This is a genomic window from Streptomyces shenzhenensis, from assembly GCF_003688995.1.
In the GTDB taxonomy this organism is placed as follows: Bacteria; Actinomycetota; Actinomycetes; order Streptomycetales; family Streptomycetaceae; genus Streptomyces; species Streptomyces shenzhenensis_A.
Genome location: NZ_PENI01000013.1, coordinates 83269 through 101393, shown reverse-complemented (window position 1 = coordinate 101393; position 18125 = coordinate 83269). Strand labels below are relative to the sequence as shown.

General features: G+C 73.2%; 20 protein-coding genes. 13 read left to right on the top strand and 7 right to left on the bottom strand.

Going from position 1 to position 18125, the window contains the following annotated elements:
* Positions 1–56 precede the first annotated feature (56 nt).
* Positions 57–1184 (top strand): 8-amino-7-oxononanoate synthase, encoded by a 1128-nt coding sequence (locus tag CTZ28_RS21090; protein ID WP_121891209.1) that lies wholly within the window; start codon positions 57–59, stop codon positions 1182–1184.
* A gap of 73 nt (positions 1185–1257) precedes the next feature.
* On the opposite strand, the gene CTZ28_RS21085 is transcribed toward CTZ28_RS21090, so the two are convergent.
* The gene (locus CTZ28_RS21085; RefSeq protein WP_121891208.1) at positions 1258–1482 is read right to left on the bottom strand and encodes a DUF397 domain-containing protein; all 225 of its coding nucleotides are present in this window, start codon (positions 1480–1482) and stop codon (positions 1258–1260) included.
* A 9-nt stretch (positions 1483–1491) separates the two neighbouring features.
* On the bottom strand, positions 1492–2352 hold the full coding sequence (locus CTZ28_RS21080) for a helix-turn-helix domain-containing protein (RefSeq protein ID WP_121891207.1): 861 nt from the start codon (positions 2350–2352) through the stop codon (positions 1492–1494).
* Positions 2353–2565: 213 nt separating this feature from the next.
* Between CTZ28_RS21080 and CTZ28_RS21075 the strand changes: the two genes are divergently transcribed.
* Entirely contained in the window at positions 2566–3024 is a 459-nt protein-coding gene (locus tag CTZ28_RS21075; protein WP_121891206.1) for an ATP-binding protein, read from the top strand.
* 402 nt (positions 3025–3426) lie between these two features.
* Here the strand turns inward: CTZ28_RS21075 and CTZ28_RS21070 are convergent, their stop codons facing one another.
* The 3 genes from CTZ28_RS21070 to CTZ28_RS21060 all read right to left on the bottom strand — a co-directional run bounded on the left by CTZ28_RS21070 (position 3427) and on the right by CTZ28_RS21060 (position 5403).
* A complete protein-coding gene (locus tag CTZ28_RS21070) occupies positions 3427–3900 on the bottom strand; it encodes a C40 family peptidase (protein ID WP_121891205.1) in 474 nt (157 codons plus the stop codon).
* Positions 3901–4454: 554 nt separating this feature from the next.
* Positions 4455–4763, bottom strand: a complete 309-nt coding sequence (locus CTZ28_RS21065; RefSeq protein WP_121891204.1) for a hypothetical protein — start codon at positions 4761–4763, stop codon at positions 4455–4457.
* 7 nt (positions 4764–4770) lie between these two features.
* Positions 4771–5403: an ATP-dependent Clp protease proteolytic subunit gene (locus CTZ28_RS21060; RefSeq protein ID WP_121891203.1), complete on the bottom strand. Its 633-nt coding sequence runs from the start codon at positions 5401–5403 to the stop codon at positions 4771–4773.
* Between the two features lie 108 nt (positions 5404–5511).
* Here CTZ28_RS21060 and CTZ28_RS21055 point away from each other — a divergent pair, with 108 nt between their 5' ends.
* The 8 genes from CTZ28_RS21055 to CTZ28_RS21015 all read left to right on the top strand — a co-directional run bounded on the left by CTZ28_RS21055 (position 5512) and on the right by CTZ28_RS21015 (position 13213).
* The gene (locus CTZ28_RS21055; RefSeq protein WP_121891202.1) at positions 5512–5793 is read left to right on the top strand and encodes a type II toxin-antitoxin system Phd/YefM family antitoxin; all 282 of its coding nucleotides are present in this window, start codon (positions 5512–5514) and stop codon (positions 5791–5793) included.
* Positions 5794–6954: 1161 nt separating this feature from the next.
* Positions 6955–7257, top strand: a complete 303-nt coding sequence (locus CTZ28_RS21045; RefSeq protein WP_121891327.1) for an urease subunit gamma — start codon at positions 6955–6957, stop codon at positions 7255–7257.
* 13 nt (positions 7258–7270) lie between these two features.
* Entirely contained in the window at positions 7271–7582 is a 312-nt protein-coding gene (locus tag CTZ28_RS21040; protein WP_121891200.1) for an urease subunit beta, read from the top strand.
* Positions 7575–9296, top strand: coding sequence for an urease subunit alpha (locus CTZ28_RS21035; RefSeq protein WP_121891199.1), 1722 nt, complete (start codon positions 7575–7577; stop codon positions 9294–9296). Before CTZ28_RS21040 ends, CTZ28_RS21035 begins: the two co-directional genes overlap by 8 nt.
* Complete coding sequence (locus tag CTZ28_RS21030; RefSeq protein WP_121891198.1) at positions 9296–9970, top strand: urease accessory protein UreF; 675 nt, start codon at positions 9296–9298, stop codon at positions 9968–9970. Before CTZ28_RS21035 ends, CTZ28_RS21030 begins: the two co-directional genes overlap by 1 nt.
* An 82-nt stretch (positions 9971–10052) precedes the next feature.
* The gene (gene ureG / locus CTZ28_RS21025; RefSeq protein ID WP_121891197.1) at positions 10053–10730 is read left to right on the top strand and encodes an urease accessory protein UreG; all 678 of its coding nucleotides are present in this window, start codon (positions 10053–10055) and stop codon (positions 10728–10730) included.
* Positions 10718–11509 (top strand): urease accessory protein UreD, encoded by a 792-nt coding sequence (locus CTZ28_RS21020; RefSeq protein ID WP_183154497.1) that lies wholly within the window; start codon positions 10718–10720, stop codon positions 11507–11509. Before ureG ends, CTZ28_RS21020 begins: the two co-directional genes overlap by 13 nt.
* A 108-nt stretch (positions 11510–11617) precedes the next feature.
* The gene (locus tag CTZ28_RS21015; protein WP_121891196.1) at positions 11618–13213 is read left to right on the top strand and encodes an alpha/beta hydrolase; all 1596 of its coding nucleotides are present in this window, start codon (positions 11618–11620) and stop codon (positions 13211–13213) included.
* Positions 13214–13255: 42 nt separating this feature from the next.
* Here the strand turns inward: CTZ28_RS21015 and CTZ28_RS21010 are convergent, their stop codons facing one another.
* Together CTZ28_RS21010 and CTZ28_RS21005 are read right to left on the bottom strand one after the other, a co-directional pair.
* On the bottom strand, positions 13256–14284 hold the full coding sequence (locus tag CTZ28_RS21010) for an NAD-dependent epimerase/dehydratase family protein (RefSeq protein WP_259471717.1): 1029 nt from the start codon (positions 14282–14284) through the stop codon (positions 13256–13258).
* A gap of 68 nt (positions 14285–14352) precedes the next feature.
* On the bottom strand, positions 14353–15078 hold the full coding sequence (locus tag CTZ28_RS21005) for a lysophospholipid acyltransferase family protein (protein ID WP_121891194.1): 726 nt from the start codon (positions 15076–15078) through the stop codon (positions 14353–14355).
* Between the two features lie 268 nt (positions 15079–15346).
* Here CTZ28_RS21005 and CTZ28_RS21000 point away from each other — a divergent pair, with 268 nt between their 5' ends.
* The 3 genes from CTZ28_RS21000 to CTZ28_RS20990 all read left to right on the top strand — a co-directional run bounded on the left by CTZ28_RS21000 (position 15347) and on the right by CTZ28_RS20990 (position 18089).
* Positions 15347–15862 (top strand): hypothetical protein, encoded by a 516-nt coding sequence (locus tag CTZ28_RS21000; protein WP_121891193.1) that lies wholly within the window; start codon positions 15347–15349, stop codon positions 15860–15862.
* A gap of 95 nt (positions 15863–15957) precedes the next feature.
* Positions 15958–17427, top strand: coding sequence for a flotillin family protein (locus CTZ28_RS20995; protein ID WP_121891192.1), 1470 nt, complete (start codon positions 15958–15960; stop codon positions 17425–17427).
* A 266-nt stretch (positions 17428–17693) separates the two neighbouring features.
* On the top strand, positions 17694–18089 hold the full coding sequence (locus CTZ28_RS20990) for a DUF6153 family protein (protein WP_183154496.1): 396 nt from the start codon (positions 17694–17696) through the stop codon (positions 18087–18089).
* The last annotated feature ends 36 nt before the right edge of the window (positions 18090–18125 follow it).

Here is an 18125-nt window from a genome sequence, read left to right as displayed (position 1 = left end):
ACGGCCGGCCCGCGGGCTAGGGTCTGTTCACTGCCTACAAAAACCCCGGAGGAGCCATGGCGTTCGGCTGGATCGACGAGCAGGCGGAGCTGCGCCGCCGGGCCGGACTCGTGCGCACGCTGCGGCCCCGCCCCGCCGACTCGCCGCTCCTCGACCTCGCGAGCAACGACTACCTGGGCCTGGCCCGGCATCCGGAGGTAACTGCCGGTGCCGCCGAGGCCGCGCGCTCCTGGGGCGGCGGCGCGACCGGTTCCCGGCTGGTCACCGGGACCACGGAGCTGCACGGCGAACTGGAGCGCGAGCTGGCCGCCTTCTGCGGCTTCGAGGCGGCCCTGGTCTTCTCGTCCGGGTACGCCGCCAACCTCGCCGCGGTCACCACGCTGGGACCGCACGGCTCCCTGATCGTCTCCGACGCGGGCAATCACGCGTCCCTCATCGACGGCTGCCGGCTGGCACGCGGCGTCACCCAGGTGGTCGGGCACGCCCACCCGGACGGGGTGCGCAAGGCACTCGGCCCGCACGAGGGGCCCGCGGTCGTCGTCTCCGACACGGTGTTCTCCGTCGACGGGGACGCCGCGCCGCTCACGGCCCTCGCCGAGGCGTGCCGGGAGCACGGCGCGGGGCTGCTGGTGGACGACGCCCATGGGCTGGGCGTGCTCGGGGACGGCGGCCGGGGAGCCCCGTACGGGGCCGGTCTCGCGGGCGCCGACGACGTCGTCGTCACGGTCACGCTGTCCAAGTCGCTGGGCAGCCAGGGCGGCGCCGTGCTCGGCCCCCGGCGGGTGATCGATCACCTGGTGAACGCGGCCCGCACGTTCATCTTCGACACGGGCCTCGCGCCCGCGGCGGCCGGCGCGGCGCTCGCCGCCCTGCGCCTGCTGCGCCGCGAACCCGGGCGGGCGGCACGCGCGCGTGCCGTCGCCGCCGAGCTGCACGCGCGGCTGACCGCGGCGGGTCTTGAAGCGGTGCGCCCGGACGCCGCGGTCGTCTCCGTGCGTGCGCCGTCCCCGGAGGAGGCAGTCCGCTGGGCGGCGGACTGCCGTACGGCCGGCCTGGCCGTGGGCTGTTTCCGTCCTCCTTCCGTGCCGGACGGTGTCTCACGGCTCAGGCTCACCGCGCGTGCGGACCTCTCCGGGGCGGAGATCGAACGCGCTGTACAGGTGATCGGCGCGGCGCGACCATGAGTCGGCGTGACACGGCCGCGCGCCGCCGGAGCGGAAACGGTCAGTAGGGTCGGTCGGACGGGGCGGTACGGGGTCAACGCAGCGCGGCGAGGAAACCCGCCCAGCTCTCGGGGGAGAAGAGCAGCGCGGGTCCGGCCGGGTCCTTGGAGTCGCGCACGGCGAGCAGCCCGGTCCGCGGACCGGAGCGCGGCCGTGCCGTCTCCACGCAGTTGTTGGCCCCCGTGCTGTAGCTGCTGCGCAGCCAGCGCACTTCGGGCAGTTCGGCAGTGGAAGGTACGTTCCGAGGCAGTGCGGTCATGGTGCCTCCTTACGCGCCGTGACCTATCCCGGCGATGTAATCCAACGAGTCCTCGGGTGAAAGGGCGTGGACCTGAAGGGTGGTGAAGGCCTCGGTGTAGGCCTGGAGGTCTTCTTTCCGCTCGAGGTAGACGCTACTCGTCAAGTGGTCGAGAACCACAACATCCAGATCAGATGTGCTCGGAAAAGAGAAGATAACGAAAGGTCCGGTGATGCCGATGTGCGCTCCGGCGGCAAAGGGCAGCACCTGGAGCCTCACCTGCGGCAGCCGCGCCGCCTCCGCCAGCCGCTCCAACTGCCGTGCCATGACGTCCGGTCCGCCGACCTCGCGGCGCAGCACCGCCTCGTCCAGCACGGCGCTCAGCTCCAGCGGCGGCTGCGAGCGCAGCACGTCCTGCCGGGCGAGCCGCACCTCCACCAGCGTGTCGAGCCGGTCCTCGGCGAGGCCGTCCACCGCCGCCCGGGTCACCGCGCGGGCGTACTCGGGCGTCTGCAGCAGCCCCGGGACGACCGACGTCTCCAGCGTGCGCATCCCGCAGGCCTGCGACTCCAGGCTGATGAAGTCCCGGTAGGTGGGCGGCAGTACCCCGCGGTAGGCATGCCACCAGTGGTGCCGCCCGCCGACGTCCTCCGATCCCGCCAACATCAGGAGCAGCTCCCGCAGTTGGGCGTCCCGCACGTCGTACGCGTCGAGGAGCAACCGCACATCGGTCGGTTTCACGCCACTCGCGCCGGTCTCGACGCGGCTCACTTTCGACTGGTGCCAGCCCACCAACCGGGCCGCCTCACCGCTCGTGAGACCCGCGCCGGTGCGCAGGGCACGCAGTTCGGCGCCCAGTTTCCGGCGGCGCACCGCGGGACCGTGCTGCATGGGCTACTCCTTACTCCTTCCGTGCCGCCCAAATACGGTCTGCCGTCGCAGAGTTCACCGCTTCGAGCGACAGATATATGCATATCTTGGTGGATCGCCCGTCGTGCCCGGCGCGGCAATGGCAGTCTGGCGATGAAGCACCAGTCCGGGACCGTACTCGAACCATCCGCTCCGTGTCGGACCGCGGTCCCGTGGGAAAGGGACGGCATCGCCATGGCAGACCATCTGGAAGCATCCGTCACTTTGCCGAGCGATCCCGCCTCGGTCTCCGCGGCCCGTTCGCATGTGCTGAGCACGCTCGTGGAGTGGGGCCTGCCGGCGGACACGGACGCCGCCGAGACGATCCGCCTCATCGTCTCCGAACTGGCCACCAACGCCGTGCAGCACACCTTCGGCCAGTCGCCCACCTTCACCGTGGACCTCGTGCTCGACCGCGACACACACCTGCGCATCGGTGTCACCGACAGCCATCCGCGCTTCCCGAAGAGACTTCCCGCGGCCGTCCAGCAGGACAACGGCCGCGGCATGGTGATCATCCGCTGGCTCACCGCCGAACGCGGCGGCAGGCTGCGCGTCAGGCCCACCCGCGAGGGCGGCAAGACCATCACCGTGGAACTGCCCTGGACCGTACCGGCCCACCCGGTCACCGCGGTGGGCCAGCCGGAGGCGTAGCTCCTCGGTCCTGGAGCGGCCGGACCCGCGGGGCGCGGCCCGCCCCGTCCGGGTGCGGCTCCCCGACCGGTGCGATCGCCGCGACTTCCGGTGCGCCGCCCGTCCCGAGCCCGGACGGCGCCGGGACGCCGCCGGACAGCGGCAGCCGACGCGCCGCCGCGCAGGGCGCCCGGCGCGGGGCCCGTCCGGCTCCGGCCGTCTTCGGCACGGGGCCGCTCCGCGGGCCTGAGCGCGTCTGACGCCCTGTCACATCCGGCCCGGGGTCCAGGTCCTGCCGGCAGACTCCCGTCGTCCCCCGCCCGCAGGGCTGGGGGTGCCTCCCGGCCGGAAGTCGGGGGAGGGAGTTCGACGACAAGGCCCAGGAGGCGGCGGCGCGGCAGGGGCCGGTACCCCCTCGGGGGCTCACCTGACCCGGCCGTACCAGACGCTCCTCGTCCAGATCTTCTGCAGCCGCACCACGTCCCCGGTCTTCGGGGCGTGCCAGATCTTCCCGTGGCCCGCGTAGATGCCGACGTGGTAGACGCTGGAGCCCGAGTGGAAGAACACCAGGTCTCCGGCCCTGCGGCTCTTGGCCGAGATATGGCGCGTCTTGTTGTACTGCTGGGCGGCCGTGCGCGGCAGGGCCTTGCCCGCCTTCTTGAACGAGTACAGCGTCAGTCCGGAGCAGTCGAACCTGCGCGGCCCGGTGGCCCCCCATCGGTACGGGGACCCCTTCTTCGAGGCCGCGATCTGCAGCGCCTTCGACGCCGGGGTGGCGGCCTCCGCTTCAGCCGCGAGGCCGGGGGCCACGATCGAGCCGCCCATGGCGGCGATGGTCAGAGCCGAGGCCGTGCCGGCCCGGGCCATGAGCGACGGGACACGATTGAGCGCAGTCATGCGCAACCCTTCGTCAGCCGCCTGTGAAGGATGACCTGTCGGATTCGGGCTGGCGAAGTCGCCCGGCCGCGTTGCCGCGGCTTCACCCCAAGGGCTGCTCGGAACGGACCCACGTCCGCTCCGGCGACCCGTCGTGCTTGGGTCCTCCACTCCTGCCGATCCACTTCTGTCGACCGGTCATCCGGGCGGCGGCAGGACTCGGCGTCTGCCCGGATCGCCCCGCCGCCGTGGCGGGGGCTTGTCGTCAGTCACGGATCTTCACTCACAACTGTCCGAAAATCCCAATGGAACCGGGGATTTGTGGCGTTGCTCACCCGCCACCCGTTCGGGCGGACTGTGCTCTGTTCGACGCCTGGCCGAGGGGTCGCCGTACCCTCGGACCAGCGCGGGAGCCCCTCGACGGGCCCCTGGCCCGGGGGTTGTCGGGCACCATCGAGGTCCCGAAAAAGGACACCTGGCTACGCCGAACAGGGGTAAGCCGTTTGGTCCGTTTCATCCGGGTATCTGACGCATCGTCGGTATAGCGGTGCGCAGGGGCCGGGTGTGCCCGCGTGTCAGCCCGCGTCGTCGGGCGGCACGGCGACCCGGGCGGTACGCCGCTCGCCGTCCAGCACCCGCAGTGCCCGCGCCAGGGTGGCGGCGTGCAGCTCGCTCTCGCCTCTCCGGTGCATCAGGGCCAGCGCGTCCCGCAACTCCGCCGCGGTGCGCACCAGCGCCTGGGCGGCCCGCAGCGCGTGGTAGGTGTGCCTGGTGCGGGCAGGATTGATCCGGCCCAGCAGGTCGACCGCTTCGAGGTAATGGTCGATCAGCTCGCTCTCGGCCCGGGTCAGGGCGGGCAGCGGTGGCAGTTCCGGCGGCAGCATCCGCGGCTCACCCCGCGTCCGGTGTGCGCGCGGCCCTGCGGCTCGGGATGACCTGGTCCACCAGCCCGTACTCCAGCGCGCCCCGGGCGTCCAGGATCAGGTCCCGCTCCAGGTCGTCGTGGACCTGCTCCGGGGTGCGTCCGGTGTGGCGCACCAGCATCTCCTCCTGGAGCGCGCGCACGCGCGCCAGCTCCTCGGCCTCGATGACGAGATCGCTCGGCTGGCCCTGTACCGGCCTCGGCAGCGACGGCTGCCGGAGCAGCAGCCGCGCGCCCGGCAGTGTGAACCGCTTGCCCGGGGTGCCGGCCGCGAGCAGCACCGCCGCCGAGGAGCCGGCCTGCCCCAGGCAGATCGTCTCCACGTCGCAGGTGATGTACCGCATCGTGTCGTAGATCGCCGTCATCGCGCTGAACGAGCCGCCGGGGGAGTTGACGTACAGCGAGATGTCCTGGTCGGGGGCGCGGTGTTCCAGGTGCATGAACTGCGCCGTCACGTCGTTCGCCGCGGTGTCGTCGAGGGGCGTGCCGAGGAAGACGATCCGCTCCTCCAGCAGCTTCGCGTACGGATCGAGGGTGCGCAGGCCCGCGCTCGTGCGTTCGGTGAACTCGGGCAGGACGTATCGGGCGGACGGTCCGGTCATGGGACATACCCCTCTCGCGGCGAAGCCGCATCCGGCGAAGCTGTCTGTAGAAAATGTACAGGACGTACAGAGCGTGGGGGGTCCGGGGGAGCCCCGTAAGCTGGGGTCATGGCCTACGAGATTCCGGTGACCCAAGCCAGGGCTGAACTCGCCGACCTGATCAACCGGGTGGTGTACGGCGGCGAACGCGTCGTCGTGACCCGCCACGGCAAGCCTCTCGTCGCCCTCGTCTCCGCCGCCGACCTGGAGCGGCTCGAAGAACTCACGGAGCCCGCGGACGACCAGGTCGTCAGCTCGGTCTCCAGCGTCCGCGAGGCCGCGGGCACGCCCCACGGGCAGCGCCGCTTCGGCATCGCAGCCGAACACCGCGGGGCCTCCGGCGGCTCGTAGCGGCACAACCGGCGGGCACGAGTCCGGGTTGCTCCGCGCGCTGCCTGCCAGGTCAAGGCGCGGGTGGGACCGGCGGGCCGGGATCCGCGCGACGGCAGGGTCGTGCACGGTTGTCCGGGTCTGCTGCTGGGGCCGGGCGGCGGGTGCGAGTCCGGTTTGCGGCGTGGACCGGCCGCTTCGCGCGCGAGCGCTGCCCGCCGGGGCGGGGTGTGGGTGGGACCGGCGGGCCGGGATCCGCGCGACGGCAGGGTCGTGCACTCCCATCCGCAGCGGGGATAGGTCTGGGAGCGCCGTTCAGGTCGGCTGACGGGGCGCGAGTCCGGGTTGCGGTGCGGACCGGCCGCTTCGCGCGCGCGAGTGCAACGCGTCGGCGCCCGGACTGAGCGTTGCCCGCCGGGTCGGGGTGTGGGTGGGATCGGCGGGCCGGATCCGCACGACGGCAGGGTCGTGCACTCCCGTCCGCAGCGGGGATGCGCGGCCGTCTGGGAGCGCCGTTCAGGTCAGCTGGCAGGGCGCGAGTCCGGGTTGCGGTGCGGACCGGCCGCTTCGCGCGCGCGTGCGCAGTGCGTCGGCGCCCGGATCGAGGATCGCCTGCCAGGTCGGGGTGCGGGCGGGACCGGTTGCTGCCGTGTCGTCTCCCCTGACCGGGCGTGCCGACCAGTTTCGACAGCGGCTGCCCGCTCCGACCCCGATGCCCGTGGGCCCGGGCAGCGCCGCAAGTCCGGCCACGGCGGCGTTCACGGCCAGTGTCGCCGCACCGCGCGGGTCCCTGACCGGCCGCCGCCTGCTGGAGCAACTGGGTGACGACCGGACTCGCCGTATACGGTCCGTGCCTCGCCGGCGTGCCGATGGACCTCGAACGCGCCCTCGCGTCACGTCAGTTGACGCTCGCCCTCGGCCGGGCCGGCCAGGCGGAGGCCCACAGGGCCAGGGGGACGAGCGCGACGGCCGCGAGCGGAGGGCGGGTGCGCTTCACGGCAGACGGGTGAGTTCGGCGGAGCCACCGGTACGGTCAGGAAGCGGCCAAGGTTCGGTTAACGTCGCCGAAACTCCGGCGAACTAGCCTGCCGATCCACGCCACCAGGGGTTTCGTATCCCGATGGAGAGTGGCTGCGGCAACCGGACCCCGCACGGTCCGGAGCGAGGACTGTGAGGTGGGACGTGCAACTGACCCCGCATGAGCAAGAGAGGCTGCTGATCCACGTGGCGGCCGACGTGGCCGAGAGGCGCCGGGCCCGAGGGCTGAAGCTCAACCACCCCGAGGCGGTCGCGCTCATCACGTCGCACATCCTCGAAGGCGCGCGCGACGGGCGTACCGTCGCCGAACTGATGGCCTCCGGCCGTAAGTTGCTCACCAGGGACGACGTCATGGAGGGCGTCCCCGAGATGATCCACGACGTCCAGGCGGAGGCCACCTTCCCGGACGGCACCAAGCTGGTCACCGTCCACGAGCCGATCGTCTGAGCGGGGGACGGCCATGATTCCCGGAGAGATCCTGTTCGCCGCGGACCCCGTCGTCTGCAACGAGGGCCGCGAGGTCACCCGGCTCACCGTGCTCAACGCCGCCGACCGGCCCGTCCAGGTCGGCTCCCACTACCACTTCGCCGAGGCCAACCCCGGCCTGGAGTTCGACCGCGCCGCCGCGCGCGGAAAGCGGCTGAACGTCGCCGCCGGCACCGCCATGCGCTTCGAGCCCGGAATCCCCGTCGACGTCGAACTCGTCCCGCTGGCCGGCGCCCGCGTCGTACCGGGCCTGCGCGGGGAGACCGGAGGTGCCCTCGATGCCTGAGATCTCACGTGCCGCGTACGCGGACCTGTTCGGCCCGACCACCGGCGACCGGATCCGGCTGGCCGACACCGACCTGCTGATCGAGATCGAGGAGGACCGTTCGGGCGGGCCGGGACGCGCCGGTGACGAGGCGGTCTTCGGCGGCGGCAAGGTCATCCGCGAATCGATGGGCCAGTCGCGGGCCACGCGCGCGGACGGCACCCCCGACACCGTGATCACCGGTGCCGTCGTCGTCGACCACTGGGGGATCGTCAAGGCCGACATCGGCATCCGCGACGGCCGGATCACCGGGATCGGCAAGGCGGGCAACCCGGACACGATGGACGGCGTGCACCCCGAGCTGGTCATCGGCCCGGAGACCGAGGTGATCGCGGGCAACGGGCGGATCCTCACCGCCGGCGCGATCGACGCGCACGTCCACTTCATCTGCCCGCAGATCGCCGACGAGGCGCTGGCCGCCGGCATCACCACCCTGGTCGGCGGCGGCACCGGACCGGCCGAGGGCTCCAAGGCGACCACCGTGACGCCCGGCCCCTGGCATCTCGCCCGGATGTTCCAGGCGATGGAGCACTACCCGGTCAACGTCGGCTTCCTCGGCAAGGGCAACACCGTCTCGCACGAGGCGATGCTGTCGCAGATCCGCGGCGGCGCGCTGGGCCTCAAGCTGCACGAGGACTGGGGCTCCACCCCGGCCGTCATCGACGCCTCGCTCACCGTCGCGGACCGCACCGGGATCCAGGTCGCCATCCACACGGACACCCTCAACGAGGCCGGTTTCGTCGGCGACACGCTCGCCGCGATCGCCGGGCGCGGCATCCACGCCTACCACACCGAGGGGGCCGGCGGCGGGCACGCGCCGGACATCATGACCGTGGTCTCCGAGCCGCACGTGCTGCCCAGTTCGACCAATCCGACCCGGCCGTTCACCGTCAACACCGCCGAGGAACACCTCGACATGCTGATGGTGTGCCACCACCTCAACCCCGCGGTCCCGGAGGACCTGGCGTTCGCCGAGTCCCGGATCAGGCCGTCGACGATCGGCGCCGAGGACATCCTGCACGACCTGGGCGCGATCTCGATCATCTCCTCCGACTCCCAGGCGATGGGCCGCGTCGGCGAGGTCGTGCTGCGGACCTGGCAGACGGCACATGTGATGAAGCGCCGCCGGGGCGCGCTGCCCGGCGACGGCCGCGCGGACAACCGGCGGGTACGGCGCTATGTCGCCAAGTACACGATCAACCCGGCGCTCGCCCAGGGCCTCGCCCGGGACATCGGGTCCGTGGAGACCGGAAAACTCGCCGACCTGGTGCTCTGGGAGCCCGCGTTCTTCGGCGTGAAACCGCAGCTGGTCATCAAGGGCGGGCAGATCGCGTACGCGCAGATGGGCGACGCCAACGCCTCCATCCCCACCCCGCAGCCGATCCTCCCGCGCCCGATGTACGGAGCGATCGGACGGGCGCCCGCCGCCAACTCGGTCAACTTCGTCGCCCCGGCGGCCGTCGAGGACGGACTGCCGGAGCGGCTGGAGCTGGGCAAGCGCTTCGTCGCCATCGAGTCGACGCGCGACGTCACGAAGGCGGACATGAGGGAGAACGACGCACGGCCCCTGGTCCGGGTCGACCCCGACAGCTTCGCCGTGCACATCGACGGCGAACTGGTCGAGGCCGCCCCGGCCGCCGAACTCCCCATGGCCCAGCGCTACTTCCTGTTCTGATGTCCAGGGCAGCGCTTCTCGTCCTGGCCGACGGCCGCTTTCCCGCCGGGGGGCATGCGCACTCCGGCGGGGCGGAGGCCGCCGTCACGGCCGGACGCATCACCGATGCCGCGGGTTTGGCGGACTTCTGCCGGGGCCGGCTGCACACGGCGGGTCTCGTGGCCGCCTCGCTCGCCGCGGCGGCGGTGCTCGGCGCGGACCCCGCCGCCCTGGACGCGGCGGCGGACGCGCGCACGCCGTCGCCCGCCCTGCGCGGCGCCGCCCGCAGGCTCGGCCGGCAGCTGCTGCGGGCGGCGCGGGCGACCTGGCCGTCCGCCGAACTCGACGCCCTGGCCCGGCGGTTCCCCAAGGGCGCACACCAGCCGGTGGTGCTCGGCCTCACGGCACGGGCGGCCGGTCTGGCGGCGGCGGACGCGGCGTACTGCGCGGCGTACGAGAGCGTGAGTGGGCCGGCGTCGGCCACCGTGCGGCTGCTGAGCCTGGATCCGTTCGACGCGACCAGGGTGCTGGCCCGGCTGGCGCCCGAGCTGGACCAGGTCGTCGGGCGTGCGGTGGAGGCGGCCCGGCACGCTCTCGACGACGGCGTCGACGCCCTGCCGGCGGCGTCCGCGCCGCTGCTGGAGATCGGCGCGGAGGCACATGCCGCCCGGGCCGTACGGCTGTTCGCATCCTGAGCCCGCGCCCCGCACTCGCACCCTGCCCCTGCACCCCCGTCGTAACCGGTGTCGCGAAGACAGCCCCGAAGGAGAGCCGCCCATGCATCTCGACCACATCCACCTCGGCCCCGCCGCCGTCAGCGCCGACGCCCGGCGGCCGGACGGATCGCGGCGTGCGCTGCGGATCGGCCTCGGCGGGCCCGTCGGTTCGGGGAAGACCGCCACCGTCGCCGCCCTGTGCCGGGCCCTGCGGGACGAGCTGTCGCTCGCCGTCGTCACGAACGACATCTACACCCGGGAGGACGCCGAGTTCCTGCTGCGCGAGGCCGTGCTGCCGCCCGAGCGGATCACCGCCGTGGAGACGGGAGCCTGCCCGCACACGGCGATCAGGGACGACATCTCCGCCAACCTCGAAGCGGTCGAGGAACTGGAGGACGAGGTGGGGCCGCTGGACCTCGTCCTCGTCGAGTCGGGCGGGGACAACCTCACCGCGACCTTCTCCAAGGGGCTCGTCGACGCGCAGGTCTTCGTCATCGACGTGGCCGGCGGGGACGACATCCCGCGCAAGGGCGGCCCCGGCGTCACCACCGCCGATCTGCTCGTGGTCAACAAGACCGACCTCGCGCCGTACGTCGGCTCCGACCTCGTGCGGATGGCCGCCGACGCGCAGGCGCAACGGGCCGGACTGCCCGTCGTCTTCCAGTCGTTGCGTGCCGAGGAGGGCGTCGCCGAGGTCGCCGTCTGGGTGCGTGAACGGCTCGCCGTGTGGACGGCGTGACGGTGCGGGGGGTGCGGGCCGCCGCGCGGATCGTCGCCCGGCCGGACGGCCGGGGCGGCACGGCGCTGCCCGTGCTGGAGGGCGAGGGCCCGCTGGCGCCGCGGCGCACCCGGGGGAGCGGCGCGGAGGCACGGGTCATGCTCGTCGGGGCGATGAGCGGGCCGCTCGGCGGCGACCGGTTCGCCGTCGAGGCACGGGTGGCGCAGGGCGCCCGGCTGCACGTCGGGTCGGCCGCCGCGACCATCGCGCTGCCGGGCCAGACGAAGGGCGAGGCACACTACGAGGTGCGGATCACCGTCGCCGCCGGAGGCGAACTGCGCTGGCTGCCCGAGCCGTTGATCTCCGCGGCCGGCAGTGAGCTGTATGTCACCAGCCGGGTCGACCTCGCCGCCGGCGCCCGTCTCGTGCTGCGCGAGGAGCAGGTGCTCGGCCGGGTGGGCGAGGAACCGGGGCGGCTCGGCAGCCGTCTGACGGTGCGGGTCGCCGGGCACTGCGTGCTCGACCAGGAGCTGGCCTGCGGCCCCGGTGCGCCGGGTGGCTGGGACGGCCCCGCCGTCCTGGCGGGACACCGCGCCGTCGGGCAACTCGTCGTCGTACGGCCCGAGTTCACCGATCGCAGGCCGGCGGCCCGGATGCTGGGGGAGGGGGCGGCGATCACTCCGCTCGCCGGGCCCGCCGTGCTGGTGAGTGCCGTGGCCGCGGACGGGCTGCGGCTGCGGCGGGTGCTGGACGAGGCGTTGGCGCTGCTCGACCAGGACGCTCCGCTCAGCGGGACGTGATCATCCGGTTATCGGATTGGCAAAGAAGGTCAACGACCCCTGTTCTCAGGCTCCTCACAAGGACGAGGATCCCCCTGACATTCGCAGCGATGCAGGGGGAGGGCCCACTTGAGGGAGAACAGACCGAAGAACCGCGTGCTCGCGCTCGGTTCGGCCGGAGCGCTCGTCACCGCGACCCTGATAGCCGGCGCCGTCTCGGCGCCCACGGCCGCCGCCACCTCGGGCCGCGGCCAGGACCGCGAGGCCCGGGGCGCCGCGATCGCCGCCGAGCGGGCCGCGACGGCGGGCGTCGACTGGCAGGACTGCCCCGCCGACTGGGGGCTTGCCAAGCCCATCCAGTGCGGCTGGGTCACCGTGCCGCTCGACTACGCCAAGCCGCACGGCAAGCAGATCAAGCTCGCCGTCGACCGCATCGGCAACACGGGCACCAAGCAGGAGCGCCAGGGCGCGCTCGTCTACAACCCCGGCGGTCCGGGCGGCTCCGGGCTGCGCTTCCCGACCCGGGTCACCAACAACAACGCGGTGTGGGCGAAGACGGCCAAGGCGTACGACTTCGTGGGCTTCGACCCGCGCGGCGTCGGCCACTCCGCGCCCATCTCCTGCATCGACCCGCAGGAGTTCGTCAAGGCGCCCAAGGCCGACCCGGTGCCCGACTCCGAGGCCGACAAGCTCGCCCAGCGCAAGCTGGCCCGCGAGTACGCGGACGGCTGCTACGAACGCAGCGGCACCATGCTGCCGCACATGACCACCCCGAACACCGCGCGCGACCTGGACGTCATCCGTGCCGCGCTCGGCGAGCGGAAGATCAACTACCTCGGTGTCTCCTACGGCACCTACCTGGGCGCCGTCTACGGCACGCTGTTCCCCGGGCACATCCGCCGCATGGTCGTCGACAGCGTGGTCGACCCGGCCCGGGACAACATCTGGTATCAGGCCAACCTCAACCAGGACATCGCCTTCGAGGGCCGCTGGAAGGACTGGCAGGACTGGGTCGCCGCCAACGACGCCGACTTCCACCTCGGTACCACCCGCGCCGCCGTCCAGGCCAAGTGGCTCCAGCTGCGCGCCACCGCCAAGCAGAACCCCGTCGGCGGGGTCGTCGGCCCGGCCGAGCTGCTCTCCTTCTTCCAGAGCGCTCCGTACTACGACTCCGCGTGGGTGCCGGTCGCCACGGTGTTCAGCAAGTACGTCGCCGGAGACACCCAGGCGCTGGTGGACGCCGCCGCCCCGGATCTGTCCGACACCGCGGGGAACATCTCCTCGGAGAACGGCAACGCGGTCTACACGGCCGTCGAGTGCACCGACGCCAAATGGCCCACCAGCTGGCGGCAGTGGGACCGGGACAACACCCGGCTGCACCGGGACTACCCGTTCCTGACCTGGGCCAACGCCTGGATGAACCTGCCCTGCGCCACCTGGCCGGTCAAGCAGCAGACGCCCGTCGACGTGAAGAGCGGCAAGGGGCTGCCCCCGGTGCTCATCGTGCAGTCCACGCGGGACGCCGCCACCCCGTACGCGGGCGCCGTCGAACTGCACAAGCGCTTCAAGGGCTCCCGCCTCATCACCGAGCGGGACGCCGGTTCGCACGGTGTGACCGGGCTGGTCAACCCGTGCATCAACGACCGGGTGGACACCTATCTGCTCACCGGTGAGGTCGACGCCGCCGACGTGACCTGCGCACCGCACGCCACGCCCAGGCCGTGACCGGCTGAGGGGCGGCCGGGACGTCCTCCCGGCCGCCCCCGGTCACCGTGCCCGCAGCCAGGCGTCCTCGGCCGGGTAGTCGAACAGGTCGGGATACGTGCTCGCCAGCCTCGGAAAGGCCTCGGTCCAGTCCCGGTGGGCCAGTTCGGCGCGCAGCCGGTCGACCGTCCCGGGCAGGCTCTCGGCGTACGAGACGACCGGACGGTAGTCCAGCTCCCGGGCCGCGGCGGTCATGTCGCAGACCACCGGCCGCGGCACCGACCAGGGCGAGCTGCCCACGGAGTCCGCGGGCGGCGCACCGTCCAGCAGGACCGTCCGCGGCTCGACGCCCATCACCTCGTCGACCGCCGCGCCGATCTCCGCCACCGTCGGGGCCTGCGGATCGCAGGCGTTGAGCACGCGCGAGCCCGGTCGCGCCGCCGCCAGCCGGACCAGTTCGGCGATGTTGCGGACGCTCGCCGGGTGGAATCGGCTCCGGCCGCCGTGGGCGAGCACCCGGGTGCCGCGTCCGTCGAGGTTGCGTTTCACGAAGTACAGCTCGCGGGGCAGCGCGCTGTGCGGGCCGTGGACCGCCCCCGCTCGCAGCAGCGTCGTCGGCAACGCGTCCCCGGCGGCGAGGAGTTCACGCTCCAGCGCCGCCTTGCGGGTGCTGTACGAGGACTCGCCGGGGGCCACCGTGCGCTGGGTCTCCGGGATGGGCACCGGGTACTCGGGGAAGCCGTCCGGCTCGCCCTGGGTGTCAAAGCCACGGCCCTCGGCGTCCTCGTACACCGACACCGTGGAGATCACCACCGCGGAACCGACGCGGCCGGCCAGCGCGGTCAGCTGCCTGGCGTGCTCGGGCCCGTGCGCGACCATGTCGACCACGAGGTCGCAGTCCTCGCCCACGACCGCGGCCAGCGCCGCGTCGTCGGCGCGGTCCAGCCGCACCGCCCGCACCCCCTGCGGCCACTGTTCGTCCCGGCCGCCGCCCCGGGAGGCGGCGGTCACCTCCCAGCCGTCCCGTACCAGCGCGTCGACCGTGGGGCGGCCGATCTGTCCCGTCGCCCCGATCACCACAGCACGTCTCATGGGCCGACCGTACGGGCCCGGACCCCGCCGGGCCGTTCCGTTCTGCCGATGGCAGAGGCCGGGTCGGCTCAGCTCAGCGGCGCTCGCGGGAACCGCCGCTCCCGCGCGCCCTCCGGCGTGGCCTGTTCCGCCTTGACGTCGGCCGCGTATCGGTCGACGTACTCCTGGCCGGACAGGGTCAGGACGGCGTACATGATCTCGTCGGTGATCGCGCGCAGGACGGCTTTCTCGTTCTCCATGCCGGCGTAGCGGGAGAAGTCGAGGGGGGTGCCGAAGCGGATGACGACGGGGTGCAGATGCGGAATGACCTTGCCCGGCGGCTGCGCCTCGAACGTGCCGATCATCGCGCACGGGACGACCGGGACGCCGGCCCTCAGCGCCATCACGGCGACGCCGACCTTGCCCTTGTACAGACGGCCGTCGTGCGAGCGGGTGCCCTCCGGGTAGATGCCGAGCAGCTCGCCCCTGCGCAGTACGCCGAGGCCCTCGCGGATCGCGGCCTGACCGGCGTCCTTGCCGGAGCGGTCCACCGGGATCTGGCCCGCGCTGCGGAAGAAGAACGCGGTCAGCCGGCCCTTGACGCCAGGACCGGTGAAGTACTCGGCCTTGGCGAGGAACGTGATGCGCCGTCTGAGTATCGCGGGCATCAGGAAGTGGTCGGAGAACGAGAGATGGTTGCCGGCGACGATGGCAGGACCGGACGCGGGCACGTGGTCCAGCCCCTCCGTGCGGGGCCGGAAGACCAGCCTGAGCAGCGGCCCCAGCAGCACATACTTGAGCAGGTAGTAGAACAAGGGGCGCTCCTGACTCGGGCGGATCGCTCGACCACCACGCTCCGTGGATCAACCGGCGTGCCGTGGGTGTCAGTCTAGGTGCACCCGGTCCGGCCGGACCCGGTGCGACGCCGCACCCTGCCGGTGGGAACCGGCTGCCTCCGGGGGACGAGACACGGCATCGAAGGGGCCGGAAGATTGCCGGGGCCGGGCAATGACCGGACCGGTGAAGCCATGTGAACATGCGTTCACCGGCACGGTGGCCGCGCGGAAAGGGGGGCGGAAGCGGATGGCCTGGTTTCTCGGACTCGGCATCGCGGGAGTCGTACTCCTCGCGCTCTCCCTCCTCTTCGACGGCTTCCTCGAAGGACTCTTCGGCGGCGCCGACGCGGTCGACGGCCTCTTCGACGGCTGGCTGTCGCTCCCGGTCATCGCCGGCTTCGTGTCGATGTTCGGCTTCTCGGGGGCGATCGTCATGGGCGCCACCGGGCTGGGCGCGGTCGTCGCCACCGCCGTCGGCGTGCCCGCCGGAGCCGGCACGGGCTGGCTCGCCTACCGCCTCAGCCGCGTCCTGCTCGACGACCGGTCCGGCGCCGCGCCGCGCGACGACGACCTGATCGGCGCCGCCGGCTCCGTGGTGACGGCCATCCCGGCGGACGGCTACGGCGAAGTGCTGATCCACCGGGCCGGGCAGCCGGTGAAGCTCGCGGCGAAGAGTCCGGCGCCGGTGCCGCGGGGCACCGAGGTCTGGGTCGCGGAGGCGCTGTCGCAGACGGCGGTGTCCGTGCTCCCGGTGGAACGCTGACCGCTCCCACCGCAGTCCGCACCCGGCGCCCACCCGCTCGACCGAACCACCCGCAACGATCTGCCGTCCCCTGGGAGGGCTGAGGGGAATCCATCATGAGTCCAGTCGTCATCGCCGTCGTCGGAGTCGTCGTACTCCTCGTCCTGCTCGGCCTGGTGGTCGTCACCCGCTACAAGGTGGCCGGCCCGAGCGAGGCGTTCATCGTCACCGGACGGCGCGGCAAGAAGGCCACCGACCCGGAGACCGGCCGGGTCTTCACCGACAACAGCGGCCAGAAGGTCGTGGTCGGCGGCGGTGTGTTCGTCGTGCCGTTCGTGCAGCAGAAGTTCACCCTCGACCTGTCCTCGCGGCACATCCCGGTCGCGGTGCGCGGCGCGGTCACGCTGCGCGGCGTGAAGGCCAACCTGGACGGTGTCGCCATCGTGAAGGTGGGCGGCACCGAGGACTCGATCCGCGCCGCCGCCCAGCGCTTCCTCATGCAGCAGGACGGCATCGTCGGCTTCACCCAGGAGGTGCTCTCCGGCGCGCTGCGCGCCATCGTCGGCCGGATGTCCGTCGAGGACGTCATCCGGGACCGGGCCGCCTTCGCCGGGCAGGTCGCCGAGGAGGCGGAGGCCAGCCTGTCCGGCCAGGGACTGGTGCTGGACGCCTTCCAGATCCAGGACATCACCACCGAGGGCTCCTACCTGGAGGACCTCGGCCGGCCCGAGGCCGCCCGCGCCAGGCAGGAGGCCGACATCGCCGAGGCGGAGGCCCGGCGGGCCGCCGAGCAGGCCCGGCTGAAGGCGGAGGAGGAGATCGCCGTCGCCCAGCGGACGTTCGCGCTGCGGCAGGCGGAGATCAAGGCCGAGACGGACGAGGCCGGCGCCCGTGCGGCCGCCGCGGGACCGCTCGCCGAGGCCGCACGCCAGCAGGAGATCCTCGCCCAGCAGGAGAAGGTCGCCGAGCGGCAGGCCGCGCTCACCGACCGCCAGCTCGACACCCAGGTCCGCAAGCCGGCCGACGCCCAGCGGTACGCCGCCGAGCAGGAGGCCGAGGCCAAGCGCGTGGCCCGGGTCAAGCAGGCCGAGGCGGAGCGGCTGGCCGGGATCGCCGCCGCCCAGGCGGAGGCCGAGCGGGCCCGGCTGACCGGTGAGGGCGAGAAGCAGCGCCGCAGCGCGCTGGCCGAGGCCGTCCGGCTGGAGGGCGAGGCGCAGGCGGCGGCCATCGGCGCGACCGGTGAGGCCGAGGCCGAGGCGATGCGGAAGAAGGCCGACGCGTTCGCCCAGTACGGCGACGCGGCCGTGCTGCAGATGCTCGTCGAGGTGCTCCCGCACGTCGTCGCCAAGGCCGCCGAGCCGCTCAGCGCGGTCGACAAGATGACGGTCATCTCCACCGACGGGGCGAGCCAGTTGACCCGGACCGTCGCCGACAACGTGGCCCAGGGCGTCGAACTGCTCGGCTCCACCACGGGTGTGGACCTCGCCGAACTGCTGAAGGGGCTCACCGGACGGGTCGCGGGTCAGGCCCCCGCCACGGCCGCCGCCCCCGCCGAGGCCAACGGCAGGATCGAGATCGCCGACTGACCCGGCTCCACCGAGCCGAGCGCGCAGCCCGGACGGCCCGCCCGCCGGGGCTGCGCGGCGACAGGAGCGCTCGGGACCGCCCTGGCCGTCGCCGTCACGGCACGCGGCACAGGAGATCAGGGACGTCCGCAGGAGCCGAGACGAGAACCAGCCGACCCGCCCGACCGACGACCGACCGGCGGCCGGTGGCCGTCCCGGCGGGAGGCGTCCCGCCGGGAGGCGCGTCGTCCGTGGGGCGGCTGTTCGGCGCCCCTAGGATGGGCGCGATGACCGGAACCGAGCGGCACCCGTCCCCGCCCCCGCGGCGGTGGCGGGTACTGCTCGTGCTCGGGCTGCTGGCCGGGCTGCTCGGCATGCACGCGCTGGCCCCGGGCGGCGCCGTCGCCCACCAGGGCCACGGTCCCGGCCCGCGCGGGACGGCCGTGGTCGCCGCCGAACCGGACTGCCCGGACGACGGGAACTGCGGCGGACACCACGCGCGCCACGCCGACCCGACCTGCGCGTCGGGCGCCGTCAGCTGGGGGCCGGGCCTGCCCGCGCTCGTCCCACACCCGGTGACCGCCGTCGTGCGCGCCGACCGGGTCGGCGCGCGCCCGGCCGCGGCGCCCGAGGGCGCCCGCGCCCCACCGTCCCTGGCGGAACTCCAGCTCCTGCGGATCTAGAAGCCACGACCACCGCTCCCGGACCTACCGGTCGAG

Excerpts from the sequence above, each read along its gene's own strand:
- CTZ28_RS21040 (WP_121891200.1), top strand. The coding sequence starts at position 7,271 with ATGATTCCCGGAGAGATCCTGTTCGCCGCGGACCCCGTCGTCTGCAAC.
- CTZ28_RS21000 (WP_121891193.1), top strand. The coding sequence starts at position 15,347 with ATGGCCTGGTTTCTCGGACTCGGCATCGCGGGAGTCGTACTCCTCGCG.
- ureG (WP_121891197.1), top strand. The coding sequence starts at position 10,053 with ATGCATCTCGACCACATCCACCTCGGCCCCGCCGCCGTCAGCGCCGAC.
- CTZ28_RS21085 (WP_121891208.1), bottom strand. The coding sequence starts at position 1,482 with ATGACCGCACTGCCTCGGAACGTACCTTCCACTGCCGAACTGCCCGAA.
- CTZ28_RS21065 (WP_121891204.1), bottom strand. The coding sequence starts at position 4,763 with ATGCTGCCGCCGGAACTGCCACCGCTGCCCGCCCTGACCCGGGCCGAG.
- CTZ28_RS21080 (WP_121891207.1), bottom strand. The coding sequence starts at position 2,352 with ATGCAGCACGGTCCCGCGGTGCGCCGCCGGAAACTGGGCGCCGAACTG.
- CTZ28_RS21070 (WP_121891205.1), bottom strand. The coding sequence starts at position 3,900 with ATGACTGCGCTCAATCGTGTCCCGTCGCTCATGGCCCGGGCCGGCACG.
- CTZ28_RS21035 (WP_121891199.1), top strand. The coding sequence starts at position 7,575 with ATGCCTGAGATCTCACGTGCCGCGTACGCGGACCTGTTCGGCCCGACC.
- CTZ28_RS20990 (WP_183154496.1), top strand. The coding sequence starts at position 17,694 with ATGACCGGAACCGAGCGGCACCCGTCCCCGCCCCCGCGGCGGTGGCGG.
- CTZ28_RS21055 (WP_121891202.1), top strand. The coding sequence starts at position 5,512 with ATGGCCTACGAGATTCCGGTGACCCAAGCCAGGGCTGAACTCGCCGAC.
- CTZ28_RS21010 (WP_259471717.1), bottom strand. The coding sequence starts at position 14,284 with ATGAGACGTGCTGTGGTGATCGGGGCGACGGGACAGATCGGCCGCCCC.
- CTZ28_RS21030 (WP_121891198.1), top strand. The coding sequence starts at position 9,296 with ATGTCCAGGGCAGCGCTTCTCGTCCTGGCCGACGGCCGCTTTCCCGCC.
- CTZ28_RS21060 (WP_121891203.1), bottom strand. The coding sequence starts at position 5,403 with ATGACCGGACCGTCCGCCCGATACGTCCTGCCCGAGTTCACCGAACGC.
- CTZ28_RS21075 (WP_121891206.1), top strand. The coding sequence starts at position 2,566 with ATGGCAGACCATCTGGAAGCATCCGTCACTTTGCCGAGCGATCCCGCC.
- CTZ28_RS21090 (WP_121891209.1), top strand. The coding sequence starts at position 57 with ATGGCGTTCGGCTGGATCGACGAGCAGGCGGAGCTGCGCCGCCGGGCC.
- CTZ28_RS20995 (WP_121891192.1), top strand. The coding sequence starts at position 15,958 with ATGAGTCCAGTCGTCATCGCCGTCGTCGGAGTCGTCGTACTCCTCGTC.